Raw genomic sequence first — 14,959 nt, forward strand, 5'->3', positions numbered from 1 at the left:
AGCAGTTATGGCGTGAGGCACCCCGTCCTCACGCAACCGCAAACTCTAAAGCGCAGCAAGTTCCTTTGGCAAGGCATAAGCCCACTGGGTGATATTGCCAGCCCCGAGAAACACGACGAAATCGTCAGGCTTGGCGATGGTCGCAATCAATGGCGCAATTTCCTGCGGACCAGTGACATAGCGTGCATCACGATGCGCTGCCGTCTTGATGCGGGAAACCAGCGCTTCCGACGTAACGCCCTCAATGGGGTCCTCACCTGCCGTATAGACAGGAGCAACGACAACCGTATCGGCATCGTTGAAACATGCTGCGAACTCATCAAACAGGCTGGCAAGGCGGGTAAAACGATGCGGCTGCACGACAGCGATCACCCTGCCCTTGGCGGAATCGCGTGCTGCTTTCAGCACGGCCTTGATCTCAACCGGATGGTGTCCGTAATCATCGAACACCTCGACACCCTTCCACGATCCCGTGTGGGTGAAGCGCCGCTTCACGCCACCAAAGGATGACAGACCTTTTTTGATATCATCAGCCGAAATACCGAGTTCATGCGCAACGGCAATCGCCGCCGTCGCATTGGACACATTGTGCTTGCCGGGCATTGGCAGGCGCAAGCCCTTGATTTCAGTGGTCTCTCCGGTTTTGCGCTTTGATATCTGCACATCGAACAACGACGATGGGCCATCGACAACGAGATTGACGAAGCGCACATCGGCCTGCGGATTTTCACCATAGGTGATGACACGGCGGTCCTCGATGCGTGACACCAGCGATTGCACTTCCGGATGGTCAAGACACATCACGCCAAAGCCATAGAACGGTACGTTCTCGACAAATTGGCGGAAGGCTTCGCGCACCCGGTCAAACGTGCCGTAATGATCGAGATGCTCAGGATCGATATTGGTGACAACTGCGACATCGGCAGGCAGCTTCAAAAATGTGCCATCGCTCTCATCAGCTTCCACCACCATCCATTCACCGGCACCCATGCGGGCATTGGTGCCATAGGCATTGATGATGCCGCCATTGATAACGGTCGGATCGAGATTGCCCGCATCGAGCAGGGTCGCGACCATGGATGTGGTTGTGGTCTTGCCATGGGTGCCGCCAATGGCAACGGCCTGACGGAAGCGCATAAGCTCGGCCAGCATTTCGGCACGGCGGACAATCGGCAGAAGCTTTTCGCGCGCCGCAACAATTTCCGGATTGGTTTTCTTGATGGCAGTTGACACCACGACAACCTCGGCATCGCCAAGATTATCAGCATTGTGCCCGACAAAAACCTCGATACCCTTCTCACGCAGACGCTGCACATTGGCGCTGTCTGCCTGATCGGAACCCTGAACCTTGTAGCCGAGATTATGCAGGACTTCGGCAATGCCGCTCATGCCGATACCGCCGATACCGATAAAATGAACAAGGCCGATGTTGAGCGGCATCTTCATGGACGCACTCCTTTTTTAATTGCAGTCATGGATTGGCCTGTTGCAATAGCCTCTGTGACATCAGCAAGCAACCGTGCAGCATCAGGCTTGCCGGTCGAGCGGGCTTTATCCGCAATAAATGCCAATCGGGTCGGTTCATGCATGGCACTGCTCAGGATCGTGGCGATCCTTTCAGGCGAAAGCTCTGACTGCTTGATCACATCGGCGCCGCCTGCGGCCTGTAGCGCAGCAGCGTTGGCCGCCTGATCATGATCAAGCGCATGGGGGAAAGGCACCAGAATGGCCGGACGGCCAATGGCAGCGATTTCCGAGACGGTCGATGCGCCGGAGCGCGACATGACGAAATGCGCATCTGCCATCCGGCGCGGCATATCCTTGAAAAACGGCGCGACATCCGCCTTCACACCCATGGCCTGATAGGCGGCACGCACCTGCGCTTCATCCTCGGCCCGCGCCTGTTGTGTGAGCACAAGACGAGCGCGGTCATCAGGCGACAAAAGCTTTATCGCTGCGGGAATGGCCTCGGAAAAATACGAAGCGCCCTGACTGCCGCCGAACACCAGAAAATGAAACGGCTGATGCGCCTGTGAAGCTTTGTACGGCTTGCCGACTTCCGCCAAAACCGACGGGCGCACCGGATTACCCGTCACCACGATCTTGCCCGCATAGGGGCCTTCGCCCTGCGGCAGGAATCCGCCAGCAATGGCACTGACACGGCCAGCCAGCGCCTTGTTGGCACGGCCCATCACCGCGTTCTGCTCATGAATGAGTGTCGGAATTTTCAGGGCCGTTGCCGCATAGAGCGGCGGCAGGGTCGGATAACCGCCAAAGCCCGCAACGAGCTTGGGTTTCAGCCTCCGGAACAGTTTGCGCGAATCAAGATTGCCCTGCCATAACGTCCAGAAGGTGCGGGCCAGCGAAATCGGGTTGCGCCCGCCAATGGTTGCCGAGCGCACCACATGGATTTCCTTGGCCGGGAAAGCACCCGCAAAACGTTCCGCACGATCATCCGTCACCAGATGGATGTCCCAGCCACGTTCAATCAGTTCATGTGCCAGCGCTTCCGCCGGAAACAGATGACCACCTGTGCCCCCGGCACATAAAACAATAATTCCTTTGGACATCGGCAACTCAGACTGCGTTGGCCAGTGACGGCGTTTTCGAATTCGCCAGTGTTGCCGAGCGTCTTCCTTCCGGTCTTCTTCGTGTCAGGGCCAAAAGCAACCCTGTCGAGATTGCCACCGAAATCAGTGACGAACCACCGTAGGAAATGAACGGCAGCGTCATACCCTTCGCGGGCATCAGATGCAGATTAACCGACATATTGATGATCGACTGGAAGCCGAACAGGATCACAAGTCCGGATACGGCAAGGCGGGTGAAATCCTCCCGCTCTTTCAGCGCGATCGACAGGCCGCGAACCACGATGAACGCGAAGATCAGAACGATTAGCAGGCAGAGCGCGATACCATATTCCTCAGCGGTCACCGAGAAGATGAAGTCCGTATGGCTATCGGGAATGATGCGCTTGATGGTGCCTTCGCCGGGACCCTGACCCAGCCAGCCGCCACGGATAATCGCTTCGCGTCCGGCATCCACCTGAAACGTATCGCCTTCGCCCGTCATGAAGCGGTCAATACGGCCCGCCACGTGCGGGAACACCGTATAGGCGCCGAAGAAACCCGCAACGCCAAGACCGCCGAGACTGACGATCCACAACCACGGCACGCCAGCCATGAAGAACATCGCGCCCCATGTAATCGCGGTCAAAATGGTCTGGCCAAGATCCGGCTGGGCCACCAGCAAAGCCGCGACCACACCAAACAGCACCATCGCGAAGAAATTGCCCGGAATATCCTTGCGCCGCTCATTTTCGGAAAACAGCCACGCACAGACAATCACAAAGGCGGGTTTCATGAACTCGGATGGCTGAATGGAGATACCGGCCAGCGATACCCAGCGCCGCGCACCCTTGACCTCAATGCCGAAGAACAGGGCACCAACCATCGCGACCATCGAGATGCCAAGCAGAATAATGGCAAAGCGCCTGATGGTGCGCGGTGCCATGAACGACACCGCAAACATGACGACCACCGCAGGCACCATGAACATTGACTGGTGCTTGACGAAGTAAAAGCTCTCAAGGCCGATGCGCTCGGCAACGGCGGGGCTTGCAGCAAACGAAAGGAGGATGCCCAATCCCATCAGAGTGAGACAGGCGGCCAGCAGGAAACGGTCTATCGTCCACCACCAGTCAGCGACGGGTCCACGGTCAATGCGGCTTACCATTAGTTTGCCCCTTCAATCGGTGATGCGCCCGCAAGCGCCAGCACGGCGGAGCGGAATGCCTCGCCGCGTTTCTCGAAATTCTGAAACTGGTCAAAACTGGCACAGGCGGGCGACAGCAGAACCACAGCTTCCTGCGCCCCGTCACCGGCTGCATCCCGCGCGGCGTGTTCCACCGCAGCGTTGATTGTGCCTGAAATCTCGTAGGGTGCCGCCTCGCCCAGTGTTGCGGCAAATTGCGGCGCAGCTTCGCCAATCAGATAGGCCTTGGCGATGCGTGGGAAAAAGCCTGACAACGAGGCAATGCCGCCTTCCTTGGGCAGGCCACCGGCAATCCAGTAGATACGCGGGAAAGAGGACAGCGCAGGGGCCGCCGCTTCCGCATTGGTCGCCTTGGAATCATTGACAAACAGCGTTTTGCCCTGCCGTGCCACCTGCTCCATGCGGTGCGCGAGGCCGGGAAAGGTTTTGAGGCCCGCATTGATCTCATCAACAGACAGACCGACGCAGCAGCAGGCGGCAAAGGCGGCCAGCGCGTTCTGGGCATTGTGTTCCCCGCGCAGCGAGCCGATGCCCTGCAGCGAGGCGACAGCGGTCCGCGTGCCATTCTCGGCCAGATAAAGCGTGGAACCTTCGGCGAAATAACCGTTCTGAATGGGCAGGCGCTTGGAGATGCGGATCACCCGCTTGCCCGCGCGTTCCAGCCGGTCGGCAATCGCCGCGCAGAAACTGTCATCAACACCGACAATCGCCGTATCGCTACCCGCCACCAGACGTTCCTTGATCTCGGCATAGTGCTGCATGGTGCCGTGACGGTCGAGATGATCCGGTGTCAGGTTCAAAAGGATACCGGCAGTCGGATTGATCGAAGGTGCAAGGTCGATCTGATAGGATGAGCATTCAACCACATAGTGGCGGCCATCGACAGGTGGCTCCAGCGTCATCACAGCCGTGCCGATATTGCCGCCAAGCTGCATATCACGGCCCGACGCCTTGATGATATGGGCGATCAGTGCAGTTGTTGTCGATTTGCCATTGGTGCCGGTGATTGCAATGAAGGGGCTATTTTTACCGGCCAGATTGCACTCACGCACAAAAAGCTCGACATCCCCGATGATTTCCACGCCCGCAGCGCGGGCCAGATCCACCGTCCAGTGCGGACGCGGGTGGGTGAGTGGCACGCCCGGGGACAAGACAAAGGACGAGAACAGTTTCCAGTCAACGAGCCGCAGGTCGGCGGTTTCGATACCAGCGGTTTGAGCCCGTGCAACGCTATCCGGATTATCGTCCCAGGCGATGACTTTCGCACCGCCAGCGGCAATTGCCTTGGCCGTCGCAATGCCCGAACCGCCGAGCCCGAAGAGCGCGACAGTTCTATCCTTCATGGAGTGGGCGGCGATCATGCAACTGGCCTTATCTGAGCTTGAGAGTGGAAAGGCCGATCAGCGCGAGAATGACGGCGATGATCCAGAAACGGATAACCACCTGGCTCTCGGTCCAGCCCTTCTTTTCGAAATGGTGATGGATTGGCGCCATCAGGAACACGCGCTTGCCTGTGAGCTTGAATGATGTGACCTGAATGATCACTGACATGGCTTCCATAACAAAGACGCCGCCGATGATGGCAAGAACGATTTCGTGCTTTGTCGCAACGGCAACGGCACCGATCAGGCCGCCCAGCGCCAGCGATCCCGTATCCCCCATGAAAATGGCGGCGGGCGGCGCGTTGAACCAGAGAAAGCCAAGACCAGCACCGATAACGGCACCCAGCACAACGGCAAGTTCACCCGTACCGGGCGTGAAGTGGATTTGCAGATAATCGGCAAAGATCGCGTTACCGGCGAGATAGGCAATCACCCCAAATGAGGCAGCTGCAATCATCACCGGAACCGTGGCAAGACCATCGAGGCCATCGGTGAAATTGACCGCATTGCCAGCGCCAACCATGACGAAGGCGGCGAAGGGAATGAAGAAAATGCCGAGATTAAGGATCAACTGCTTGGCGAAGGGGAAGGTCAGCGAGGAGGAGAAAGGTTCCTGCCCAACCTGCATGATGGCAAATCCGGCAAGTCCAGCGATCAGAAACTCGATACCGAGGCGCCCGCGTGCCGAAAAGCCCTTGAACGACTGTTTGCTGACTTTGAGATAATCATCATAAAAGCCGATGGCGCCAAAGCACACGGCAACCAGAAGAACGATCCAGACATAGGGATTTGACCAGTTGGCCCACAGCAGAGACGAGACCAGAATGCCTGACATGATCATCAGGCCGCCCATGGTCGGCGTACCGGCTTTCTTGAAGTGGGTCTGCGGACCATCAGCACGAATTGGCTGCCCACGGCCCTGCCGCACACGCAGTGAGTCGATGATGCGCGGGCCAAACAGGAACACAATCAGCGCCGAAGTGATCAGCGCACCGCCGGTCCTGAACGTGATGTAGCGAAACACGTTCAGAAATTGGATATGTTCCGCCAGACCGGCCAGATAATAAAGCATGTACTATGTCCCCATCCCCGTAGGCTCACTCGGCTGGACCGACGGGCTCCACGGTGTTGTACTTCTGTAGAATTGCCTTCACGATCCTGGCGAACCCGGTTCCCTTCGATGATTTGATCATGATCACATCACCGGCCCTGATCGTGCTCAGCAGATTTGACTGCAATTCGTCGACGCTCTGCCTGTATTCGGCATGGATTTCAACCGGCAAGGCCGCTTTTAACGCCGCCATTTCGGGTCCACCGAGGAAAACCATGTTGATATGATTGGCCGCAATCACCGGCGCCAGCTCCGCATGGAGTTTTGGTGCCTGCTTGCCAAGCTCCAGCATGTCGCCGAGAACGGCAATACGGCGGCCCCTGCCCGTCGGCACGGCAGCGGCAAGAAGCTCGATGGCCGCATGCATCGATGCAGGATTGGCATTGTAGCTCTCATCGATCAGCGTGAATGTACCCCGGCCGATCTCCAGCGTGTGGCGGGCGCCGCGGCCACTATCAGGTTTCAGCGATGCCAGTGCCAGCGTGACTTTTGTCATGTCAGCACCGGTCAGATGCGCAGCGCCCAGCACCGCCAGAACATTCTGCACGATGTGCCTGCCCGGAGCGCCGACCTTGACCACAACCTCGGAACCGGCAAGGCGCGCCGTCATGCAGGAGCATTCGCCATGCAGTTTCAGCGCGCGCAGGCGATAATCGGCACGGGCATTTTCGCCAAAGGTCTTGATATGCTCAACGCCCGCATCCACCGCCAGCTTCTCCAGAAGCTTGTAATGCTTGTCATCGCGATTGAGCAGGGCATAGCCGCCGGGCACAAGTCCTTCAAAAATCTCGGCTTTTGCCGTTGCAATTTCCTGCAAATTCTTGAAATGGCCAAGATGCGCCGGGGCGATCAGCGTGATGATCGCCACATGCGGGCGCACCATTTTTACCAGCGGTCTAATCTCGTCCGCATGGTTCATACCGATTTCAAAGACGCCGTAATCTGTATCCTCGGGCATGCGCGCAAGGGTCAGCGGCACGCCCCAATGATTGTTGAACGAGGCAACCGACGCATGCACATTGCCCGCATTGGCAAGCACATGCCGCAGCGCTTCCTTGGTGGTTGTCTTGCCAACGGAACCCGTCACCGCAATGATCTGTGCATGGGAACGCTCGCGCGCCGCCAGCCCAAGCCGTGTCATGGCCGCCAGCACATCGTCAACCACGATCATCGGGGTTTTCAGCTTGCCCAGCGCCGGAAGCTTCACTTCTGCAACCACCAGAAGCGCGGCACCTGCGGCAACCGCTGCGGTTGCATAATCATGACCATCAAGTGCATCGCCTTTGATGGCAAAGAACGCCTCACCCTTGCGCAGGGTTCGTGTATCGATGGAAATCCCGGTGATGCCTTCGGGCAGCGTGCCAACCGGCCTGCCGTTCATGGCCTCGATCATCGCTTCCGAGGTCCAGAGCAAACTCATGAGTTATGCTCCCCGGCAAGACGATCCTTGAGGGCCTGCGCCACTTCCGTGTGATCGGAGAATGGCAGGACGACATCGCCGACGGTCTGGCCTTCTTCATGGCCCTTGCCCGCAACGATCAGCGTATCGCCTGACTTCATCATGGCGACAGCGGCGCGAATGGCTTCGCGGCGATCACCAATCTCCTGCGCACCGGGAGCCGCAGCCAGAATTTCGGCGCGGATTGTGGCCGCAACTTCCGAGCGCGGGTTGTCATCAGTCACGATGACAACATCGGCAAGGCGAGTGGCGATTTCGCCCATCATCGGCCGCTTGCCCTTGTCGCGATCACCGCCGCAACCGAACACCACGATCACCCGACCCGTCGTGAAGGGGCGCACCGACGTCAGCACGTTTTCCATGGCATCAGGCTTGTGCGCATAATCAACATAGGCAGGTGCGCCCTCTTCCGTCGCACCAACAAGATCAAGCCGTCCCGGAGCACCCTTCAGCCGTTCAAGACCACGCATGGCAGCAGCGGCTGGAACGCCTGTTGCAATAGCGAGACCCGCAGCAACAAGGCCATTGGCCACCTGAAAATCACCCGCAAGCGGCAAGGTGATCTCGAAAATCTCACCTGCAATCTGTACTTCGACATGCTGGCGGAAACGCTCATGTTCAACGCGTTTCAACGTGATGAACTCGCCCTTGCGGCCAACGGTCAGGACCTTGCAACCCGCTTCAGTGGCAGCCGCAATGGTTGGCTTGGAAAACGGATCGTCGGCAAAAATAACAGCTGGCGCGCCCTTGGGCAGAAGGTCAGTGAACAGCCGCAGCTTGGCGGCGTGATATTCTTCGACCGTCGGGTGGTAATCCATATGGTCGCGGCCAAGATTGGTAAAAGCACCGGCTGTCAGCTTCACACCGTCAAGGCGGCGTTGATCAAGACCATGGGATGAGGCTTCCATGGCAGCGTGAGTTACGCCCTCTTCAACCAGTTCGCTCAAAAGCTTGTGCAATTCGACAGGATCTGGCGTTGTGAGAGAGCCATAATCATTGCGCGTTGGCGAAACCACGCCTGTCGTTCCGATACTGGCGGAGGCGAAACCGGCACCCGCCCAAATCTGGCGCGTAAAGGAAGCAACCGACGTCTTGCCACTGGTGCCTGTTATGGCAACCATCACATCGGGTTGAACCCGGTAAAAGCTGGCAGCAGCCAGAGCGAGCGCGCGGCGCGGATCGTCCACATAGATAATCGGTGCAGAAACATTGCTCAGCTTGGACCCGCTGGCAGCCACAATGATCGCCGCGCCGCGCTTTGCTGCGTCGGCGGCATAAACACTGCCGTCAGCTTTCGATCCCTTGAGCGCCGCAAAAAGGAAACCCGGCTTGATCTGCCGGGAATCCGAAGTCAGGCCAGTAATCTCCGTATCCCCGAATTCGGAGATCGCCAGGGCAGGTATGCCGTTCAAATCTTTCAGTTTCATGACCGAATCTGCTTTACTCATCACTGTCGTAGGAAACCTGCAATGGCGTTACTTGTTGGCCGAAATCGGGCTTTACCCCCAGAAATGACGCTGAACGGCGGATAATTTCGGCCACCATGGGCGCCGCATTGTAGGCCGCGATACCGCTGCTCTGCCCCTCGGCAGGCTTTGGTTCATCGATAATCGTCAGGACAACATATTCAGGTTTTTCAATCGGGAACGCTGCCACGAAGGCATTGAACCGCAGATCCTTGGCGTAGCGGCCATTGACAACCTTATCGGCTGTACCCGTCTTGCCGCCGACGCGATAACCTTTGACGTTGGCGTTACGGCCTGAACCTGTATCGCCATTGAGCTTGTACAAATAGCGCATATCATCGCTGGTTTTCGGCTTGATGACCTGTTCGGCCATCGACTGCGCCTGTTCAAGTGTGCGGGGCAGGAATGTTGGCTCGATCAGCTTGCCGCCATTGACCAGCGCTGCAGCACCGACAGCCGTTTGCAGCGGCGTTGTCGCCATGCCGTGACCGAAGGAGATCGTGATCGAATTCACCTTCTTCCACACTTTTGGCGAATATGGCCGGGCGATTTCGGGCAGTTCCGTCTTCATCGGATCAAGCAGACCAAGGCGCGTCAGGAATGCCCGGTGATTTTCAATGCCGACAGCATCGGCTTCACGCGCCGAACCGATATTCGATGAGAATACAAAGACTTCAGGCAGGGTCAGTACGCGCGCCTTGCCGTGGAAATCGTGGATCGTCTGGCGGCCAATAGTGATCGGGCGCGTCGCATCATAGGTGGTGTTGAGCGTCGCGCCATGATCGAGCGACATGGCCGTGGTGAAACTCTTGATTGTCGAGCCCATTTCATAAAGACCCGCCGACATGCGGTTCAGATGGTCCTTGTCGAGCGCGTTGAACGGATTGTTCGGATCAAAATCCGGCGCCGAGGCCATGGCCATGACTTCGCCGGTGTTGACGTTGAGAACAACAGCACCCGCCGCAATGGCACGGTATTTCTGCATCGCGGTGACGACGACATCGCGCACGACGTGCTGCACGCGCAGATCGATCGACAGGCGCACGGGTTCCAGCGAACGGCCATCGGCAAGTCCGACATCGCGCAGATCAGTCAGGCCCTGCCCATCGATATATTTCTCCATACCGGCAATACCCTGATTGTCGATATTGACGAGGCCAAGAATGTGTGAGGCCGTTGGACCACCCGGATAAAAGCGCGACTTTTCCGTGCGGAAGCCAATGCCGGGAATGCCGAGTGCCATGATCTGGCTTTTCTGCTGCGGTGTCAGACCGCGCTTGAGCCACGCAAAACCGGCTCCACTTTTCAGGCGGGCATAGGTTTGTTCGAAGTTAAGATCGGGCAGAACCGTCGAGAGCAGTTCATAGGCTTCGTCAGGATCAATGATCTTGCGCGGTTCAGCATAGAGCGATGCGGTCTTGATATCGGTTGCCAGCACTTCGCCATTGCGGTCAAGAATATCCGGGCGCGAGGCAAGGACGGTACCGGTCGGGCCGTTATAACCCGTCGTGTCTTCCTGCATGCCGTAGAAAATCAGCCGTCCGCCGATGACACCATAAATGCCGACAAAGCACATCATAGCCATCATCACACGGTTGCGCGCGCGATTGCCCGACTTTTTCTTCTTCGCATCCAGTTCGAATGCCGGGACTGTTCCGTTTTCCAGTTGCGCTGTTTTGCGTTTGATCCAGATCGCCATGTTAATGCGCAGCTCCCTTTGGCTTTGCACCAGGAACGCCAGCCGCAGGCTTGCTCACGCTGCCTGTCTTGATCGCATCGGTCTTTTTGATTGCATGTCCCGCATCTGCCTCGGTGATGAGGTTGGCAACATCATCGATCTTTTCAGCCGCTGGCTTGGCTCTGGGGATTTCATTGAGGTTGGCGATCTGCTGCGCTTCAACCGGCTGCAGGTTCAGCTGGCCCTGAAAGGAGGCGACAAGCTTCTGCAAACGGCTTGGCTGGGTGAGCAGGCTCCAATCGGCTTTCAAAAGATCAATCGTATCTTTCTCATCGGCGATCATACGCTCGATCTTGTGGACTTCCGTCATCTGCTTTTCAGCATCATGCTTGATTTTATACGTTATGCCCGCAGCTGCGATCATCAGCCCGATCAATATGATGTCGAAGGTGCGCAGCATGGATCAGCTCCTCGCCGTTTCATGAAAATGCGGAAGATTGGGCAGGCCATAGATCGAATGATCTTCAGCAAGCGGCGGATTTTCGGTACGGATAGCAGCGCGCAGCTTGGCCGAGCGTGCCCGCGGATTGCTTTCGGTCTCGGCATCGCCGGGTGCGACAACGCCTTTGCCAATGAGCGCGAAGCTCGCCAGCCGCACATGTGCCTGCGGCAGGTGGCGCGAGCCGCCGCTTGAACCGGCGCGATCATTGAAGAAACGCTTGACGATACGGTCTTCCAGCGAATGAAAGGTCACGACAACCAGACGACCGCCCGGCTTCAGCGCCCGTTCAGCCGCATGCAGGGCGCGGACAAGTTCGCCAAGCTCGTCATTGACGAAAATACGCAGCGCCTGAAACACCCGCGTTGCCGGATGAATCGGAATTTTTGGATTGCGTCCGACCAATGCTTCGATGGCGTTGGCAAGGTCACGCGTGCGGTGGAAAGGCTCGGTGGCGCGGCGCTTTTCAATCATGCGCGCGATACGGCCCGCATGGCGCTCTTCGCCAAGGAAATTAAAAATGCGGGCAAGATCACCGGTTTTCAGGCGATTGACCACATCGGCAGCACTTGGACCAGAACTCGACATGCGCATATCGAGCGGACCGTCCTTCTGGAAGGAAAAGCCGCGCTCCGCCTCATCGATCTGCATGGAAGACACGCCGATATCGAGCACGATTCCATCAGGGGCACCAAGCAGTGCGACCTGATCGAGCGTCGAGAATGTCCCCTGTACCAGCGTGAGACGTCCCGCATGGGCTTTTTCCAAAGCCCGCCCGGCTTCAATGGCTGACGGGTCGCGGTCGATTGCCGTAACCGAGGCACCGGTTTCGAGAATACGCGTTGTATAGCCGCCAGCGCCGAATGTACCATCAATGATCAACTGACCCGGACCGGGTTTCAGCGCAGCAATGACTTCATCGAGCAGGACCGGTATATGGCGCGTATTATCCTGACCGCCTGCACCTGCCATTATCCGTTTCCTGTCTGATTTTCCTGAAGACGCCGTTGCATCAGGCGTTGACGAACCTTTGCCCGATGCGCTTCGAACTGATCCGGCTGCCACATCTGAAAATGCGTGTTCGCCCCCGCAAAGGTCACATCCCCGGTAATGCCCGTATGCTCGCGCAGAAAGTCCGTCACCGTGATGCGGCCATCCGCGTCCAGTTTCAGAAAACCGCCATCCGCGTGCAGATAAAAAGACATATCGTCCGCCATCTCGGCGAAGGGGTCCTCGTTCTCCAGCCGCTTGTCGAAGCGTGTCAGCAGATCCGGCCCGCCCGCATCGAGGGCAGGAAGGTGCAGCGAGCGCAGCGCGTAGAGTTCCGTATGGCCGGCCTGCTGGATGATCGAACGAAAGTGCGCCGGCACGGATACCCGCCCCTTCGCATCGATCTTGTTCGTCACATGTCCAAGGAACCGGTTCAAAACGCAACACCGCCGTTTCCGCCGCGAGGGCCTGTTTCATTTCTACCCCTGCTCCACCCCTTGGAGCCCCATCAATAGCCATGGAAGCATTGGCCAAACCGGCCGATTGCAAGCCCTGGCATGCCAAATCCAATGTCGGGAAACACCGTGTCGACTGAACGCTACTGATGAAACCAATCGATATCATGGGGCACTATGGGCGTCAATGGGATTAGAGAACACATATGGGAGCAAGCCCGCAACCAGGCACACTTCCGGCGATTCTGAATTTATCGCTCATTAAGCTTAATGAACGGTTAGGAAAGGGAGTGATGGATGATTGATGGGTTGCATCATTGTGGGTGGTTCGTGGTTCGTGGTTCGACAAGCTCACCATGAGGGAGAGTGGGGATGCAACGATAATCATCAGCATTGCAGATCACAAAGGTTGCAGAACTAAACTGCCTTCATCATCCCTCTCCCTCATGGTGAGCTTGTCGAACCACGAACCACGAACCACGATCCAGCGGCGCTCACCCCCCTCTGCCCTGTCGGGCATCTCCCCCACAAGGGGGGAGATCAGCCTTCAATGCAATCTTGCACAATCTGCGACGTTTCCGATTGTGCAAAGGCGTTGATGTCAATGTGATCTCCCCCCTTGTGGGGGGTCCGAAGGACGGGCGAGACCCGTGGCTCGCCCCGGTAGTCCGACAGGGCAGAGGGGGGTGAACCCCGGCACACCACACACAAAAGCGCGTGATCGCCAAAAACAAACGATGAAGTGTCAGCTGGCCTGTAAGCCGGGTTCTGTATGGCTGGACTTTCGTCCAACGCGGCAGCCATTCATCTTGGACGGATGTTACCATCCGCCTCCTGCAACCTACCCGGACGACTGACCGGAAACCAATCGTCAGACTTTCGCCTGACACGCCGTCCCTATTCGGTTTTGCTCCCGGTGGGGTTTACCTTGCCGTTCCTGTTACCAGTAACGCGGTGGGCTCTTACCCCACCCTTTCACCCTTACCCCGTCATTCCTTGTGTCCAATCGGTAACGATCCGACACAACGAAAGACGGGGCGGTTTCCTTTCTGTGGCACTTTCCCTGGGGTCGCCCCCGCCGGACGTTATCCGGCACCGTGTTTCCCTGGAGCCCGGACTTTCCTCACATGCCGCCTTTCGGCTTTTGACATGCGCGGCTGCCCGGCCAGCTGACGAAGCGTATAAAAGGGTTTCGACGGCAAAACGCAAATGAAAAAGGCCGGATTGGTTATCCGGCCCTTGTCTATGAACAGTTCTCAATGAAATCAGCAACCCGTTTAGTTGGAAGCCATTTCCATCTTCACCTTGGCACAATAGTTGGCCGAAACAGGATTCATGCGCGTTGCGCCATGTCCGGCATTGTATCTGAGAATTGTACCGCAGGTCGTGCCATTGCCCAGCTTATGCGCTCCGGCAAGGTATTTCATGCCCCAGCGAATATTGGTTTCCGGGTTGTAGAGCGCTTGACGCGAACCAGTGTAACCAAGGCCGCGCGCTGTTTCGAGCTTGATCTGCATGAGGCCGATTTCTCCGGCGCTTCCCGTCATATCAGCGCGGTAATTGCTTTCCACCCGCACCACCGCATTGGCGAGCGAAACCGGCACGCCGTAAGAGGCGGCATAGGAACTGATAATCGTCGAATATTTCGTTGACCCTATCGATCCCACGGAAGATGGGATGCTAGCCGTGGTCATTGTATCGACATTGGCAAGGTTTCTGTTGCGGATCGTCACCTTGATGCGAGCCTTGGTTTCAACGATTGGGCGCTTGGCTGATGCCAGAACCTTTTTGCTGGTCCGCTGCTTCACGGCAACCTTTTTGCCCTTGCCGCCTGTCTGTCCAGCCTTGGCGGATTTCCCGCTTGCCTTTTCCTTTTCAGCGGCATCCCGTTTGGCCTTGAGGTAGTCCATCAGGTTTGTTGGCTCTTTCGGGCTACTATACGCTGCGCTTGAGCCAAAGAAGGCCGTCGCCCCGAGAAGGGCGATAATCATACCAATTTTTTTTGTCATCGTTTTCCGTCTAAATCGCTTGGGCGATGCGAGCGCACCACCAGATCCGTTCCACGCCAAAAATCAAAAAGGGCACCACCGGAACAATGGCTAAGGATGTGACGGTCCAATGCAGCCGAATATGGGTCGGCCAAAT

At 57.4% G+C, this 14,959-nt stretch carries 12 protein-coding genes and 1 other RNA gene; all 13 read right to left on the reverse strand.

Features of this window, described 5'->3' with window-relative positions:
• Positions 1 to 45: 45 nt before the first annotated feature.
• Positions 46 to 1,446 (reverse strand): UDP-N-acetylmuramate--L-alanine ligase, encoded by a 1,401-nt coding sequence (murC, locus tag BLU05_RS03695; RefSeq protein WP_091877841.1) that lies wholly within the window; start codon positions 1,444 to 1,446, stop codon positions 46 to 48.
• A complete protein-coding gene (murG, locus tag BLU05_RS03700) occupies positions 1,443 to 2,570 on the reverse strand; it encodes an undecaprenyldiphospho-muramoylpentapeptide beta-N-acetylglucosaminyltransferase (protein WP_091877842.1) in 1,128 nt (375 codons plus the stop codon). Before murG ends, murC begins: the two co-directional genes overlap by 4 nt.
• A 7-nt stretch (positions 2,571 to 2,577) precedes the next feature.
• A complete protein-coding gene (gene ftsW / locus BLU05_RS03705; RefSeq protein ID WP_091877843.1) occupies positions 2,578 to 3,735 on the reverse strand; it encodes a putative lipid II flippase FtsW in 1,158 nt (385 codons plus the stop codon).
• Entirely contained in the window at positions 3,735 to 5,135 is a 1,401-nt protein-coding gene (gene murD / locus BLU05_RS03710) for a UDP-N-acetylmuramoyl-L-alanine--D-glutamate ligase (RefSeq protein ID WP_091877844.1), read from the reverse strand. The genes ftsW and murD overlap by 1 nt, the downstream gene beginning before the upstream one ends.
• Positions 5,136 to 5,145: 10 nt before the next feature.
• Positions 5,146 to 6,228 (reverse strand): phospho-N-acetylmuramoyl-pentapeptide-transferase, encoded by a 1,083-nt coding sequence (gene mraY, locus BLU05_RS03715; RefSeq protein ID WP_091877845.1) that lies wholly within the window; start codon positions 6,226 to 6,228, stop codon positions 5,146 to 5,148.
• Between the two features lie 25 nt (positions 6,229 to 6,253).
• Complete coding sequence (locus BLU05_RS03720; protein WP_091877846.1) at positions 6,254 to 7,687, reverse strand: UDP-N-acetylmuramoylalanyl-D-glutamyl-2,6-diaminopimelate--D-alanyl-D-alanine ligase; 1,434 nt, start codon at positions 7,685 to 7,687, stop codon at positions 6,254 to 6,256.
• Positions 7,684 to 9,153 carry a UDP-N-acetylmuramoyl-L-alanyl-D-glutamate--2,6-diaminopimelate ligase gene (locus BLU05_RS03725; RefSeq protein WP_091877847.1) on the reverse strand — a complete coding sequence of 490 codons (1,470 nt, stop codon included), beginning with the start codon at positions 9,151 to 9,153 and terminating at the stop codon, positions 7,684 to 7,686. The genes BLU05_RS03720 and BLU05_RS03725 overlap by 4 nt, the downstream gene beginning before the upstream one ends.
• A 13-nt stretch (positions 9,154 to 9,166) precedes the next feature.
• The gene (locus tag BLU05_RS03730) at positions 9,167 to 10,891 is read right to left on the reverse strand and encodes a peptidoglycan D,D-transpeptidase FtsI family protein (RefSeq protein WP_091877848.1); all 1,725 of its coding nucleotides are present in this window, start codon (positions 10,889 to 10,891) and stop codon (positions 9,167 to 9,169) included.
• A gap of 1 nt (position 10,892) precedes the next feature.
• Positions 10,893 to 11,330, reverse strand: coding sequence for a cell division protein FtsL (locus tag BLU05_RS03735; RefSeq protein WP_091877849.1), 438 nt, complete (start codon positions 11,328 to 11,330; stop codon positions 10,893 to 10,895).
• A 3-nt stretch (positions 11,331 to 11,333) separates the two neighbouring features.
• A complete protein-coding gene (gene rsmH / locus BLU05_RS03740; RefSeq protein ID WP_091877850.1) occupies positions 11,334 to 12,341 on the reverse strand; it encodes a 16S rRNA (cytosine(1402)-N(4))-methyltransferase RsmH in 1,008 nt (335 codons plus the stop codon).
• Positions 12,341 to 12,796 carry a division/cell wall cluster transcriptional repressor MraZ gene (gene mraZ, locus BLU05_RS03745; protein ID WP_091877851.1) on the reverse strand — a complete coding sequence of 152 codons (456 nt, stop codon included), beginning with the start codon at positions 12,794 to 12,796 and terminating at the stop codon, positions 12,341 to 12,343. The genes rsmH and mraZ overlap by 1 nt, the downstream gene beginning before the upstream one ends.
• A 759-nt stretch (positions 12,797 to 13,555) precedes the next feature.
• An RNA gene (gene rnpB / locus BLU05_RS03750) (RNase P RNA component class A) lies at positions 13,556 to 13,987 on the reverse strand.
• A 104-nt stretch (positions 13,988 to 14,091) separates the two neighbouring features.
• The gene (locus BLU05_RS03755) at positions 14,092 to 14,823 is read right to left on the reverse strand and encodes a lytic transglycosylase domain-containing protein (protein WP_091877852.1); all 732 of its coding nucleotides are present in this window, start codon (positions 14,821 to 14,823) and stop codon (positions 14,092 to 14,094) included.
• Positions 14,824 to 14,959: the final 136 nt, after the last annotated feature.

Source organism: Phyllobacterium sp. OV277 (assembly GCF_900104355.1).
GTDB lineage: Bacteria > Pseudomonadota > Alphaproteobacteria > Rhizobiales > Rhizobiaceae > Phyllobacterium.

What these genes read in the sequence shown, in the direction of transcription:
- BLU05_RS03720 (WP_091877846.1), bottom strand. Translation starts at nt 7,687, where the DNA reads ATGAGTTTGCTCTGGACCTCGGAAGCGATGATCGAGGCCATGAACGGC.
- murG (WP_091877842.1), bottom strand. Translation starts at nt 2,570, where the DNA reads ATGTCCAAAGGAATTATTGTTTTATGTGCCGGGGGCACAGGTGGTCAT.
- murD (WP_091877844.1), bottom strand. Translation starts at nt 5,135, where the DNA reads ATGATCGCCGCCCACTCCATGAAGGATAGAACTGTCGCGCTCTTCGGG.
- ftsW (WP_091877843.1), bottom strand. Translation starts at nt 3,735, where the DNA reads ATGGTAAGCCGCATTGACCGTGGACCCGTCGCTGACTGGTGGTGGACG.
- BLU05_RS03730 (WP_091877848.1), bottom strand. Translation starts at nt 10,891, where the DNA reads ATGGCGATCTGGATCAAACGCAAAACAGCGCAACTGGAAAACGGAACA.
- mraY (WP_091877845.1), bottom strand. Translation starts at nt 6,228, where the DNA reads ATGCTTTATTATCTGGCCGGTCTGGCGGAACATATCCAATTTCTGAAC.
- murC (WP_091877841.1), bottom strand. Translation starts at nt 1,446, where the DNA reads ATGAAGATGCCGCTCAACATCGGCCTTGTTCATTTTATCGGTATCGGC.
- BLU05_RS03735 (WP_091877849.1), bottom strand. Translation starts at nt 11,330, where the DNA reads ATGCTGCGCACCTTCGACATCATATTGATCGGGCTGATGATCGCAGCT.
- BLU05_RS03725 (WP_091877847.1), bottom strand. Translation starts at nt 9,153, where the DNA reads ATGAAACTGAAAGATTTGAACGGCATACCTGCCCTGGCGATCTCCGAA.
- BLU05_RS03755 (WP_091877852.1), bottom strand. Translation starts at nt 14,823, where the DNA reads ATGACAAAAAAAATTGGTATGATTATCGCCCTTCTCGGGGCGACGGCC.
- rsmH (WP_091877850.1), bottom strand. Translation starts at nt 12,341, where the DNA reads ATGGCAGGTGCAGGCGGTCAGGATAATACGCGCCATATACCGGTCCTG.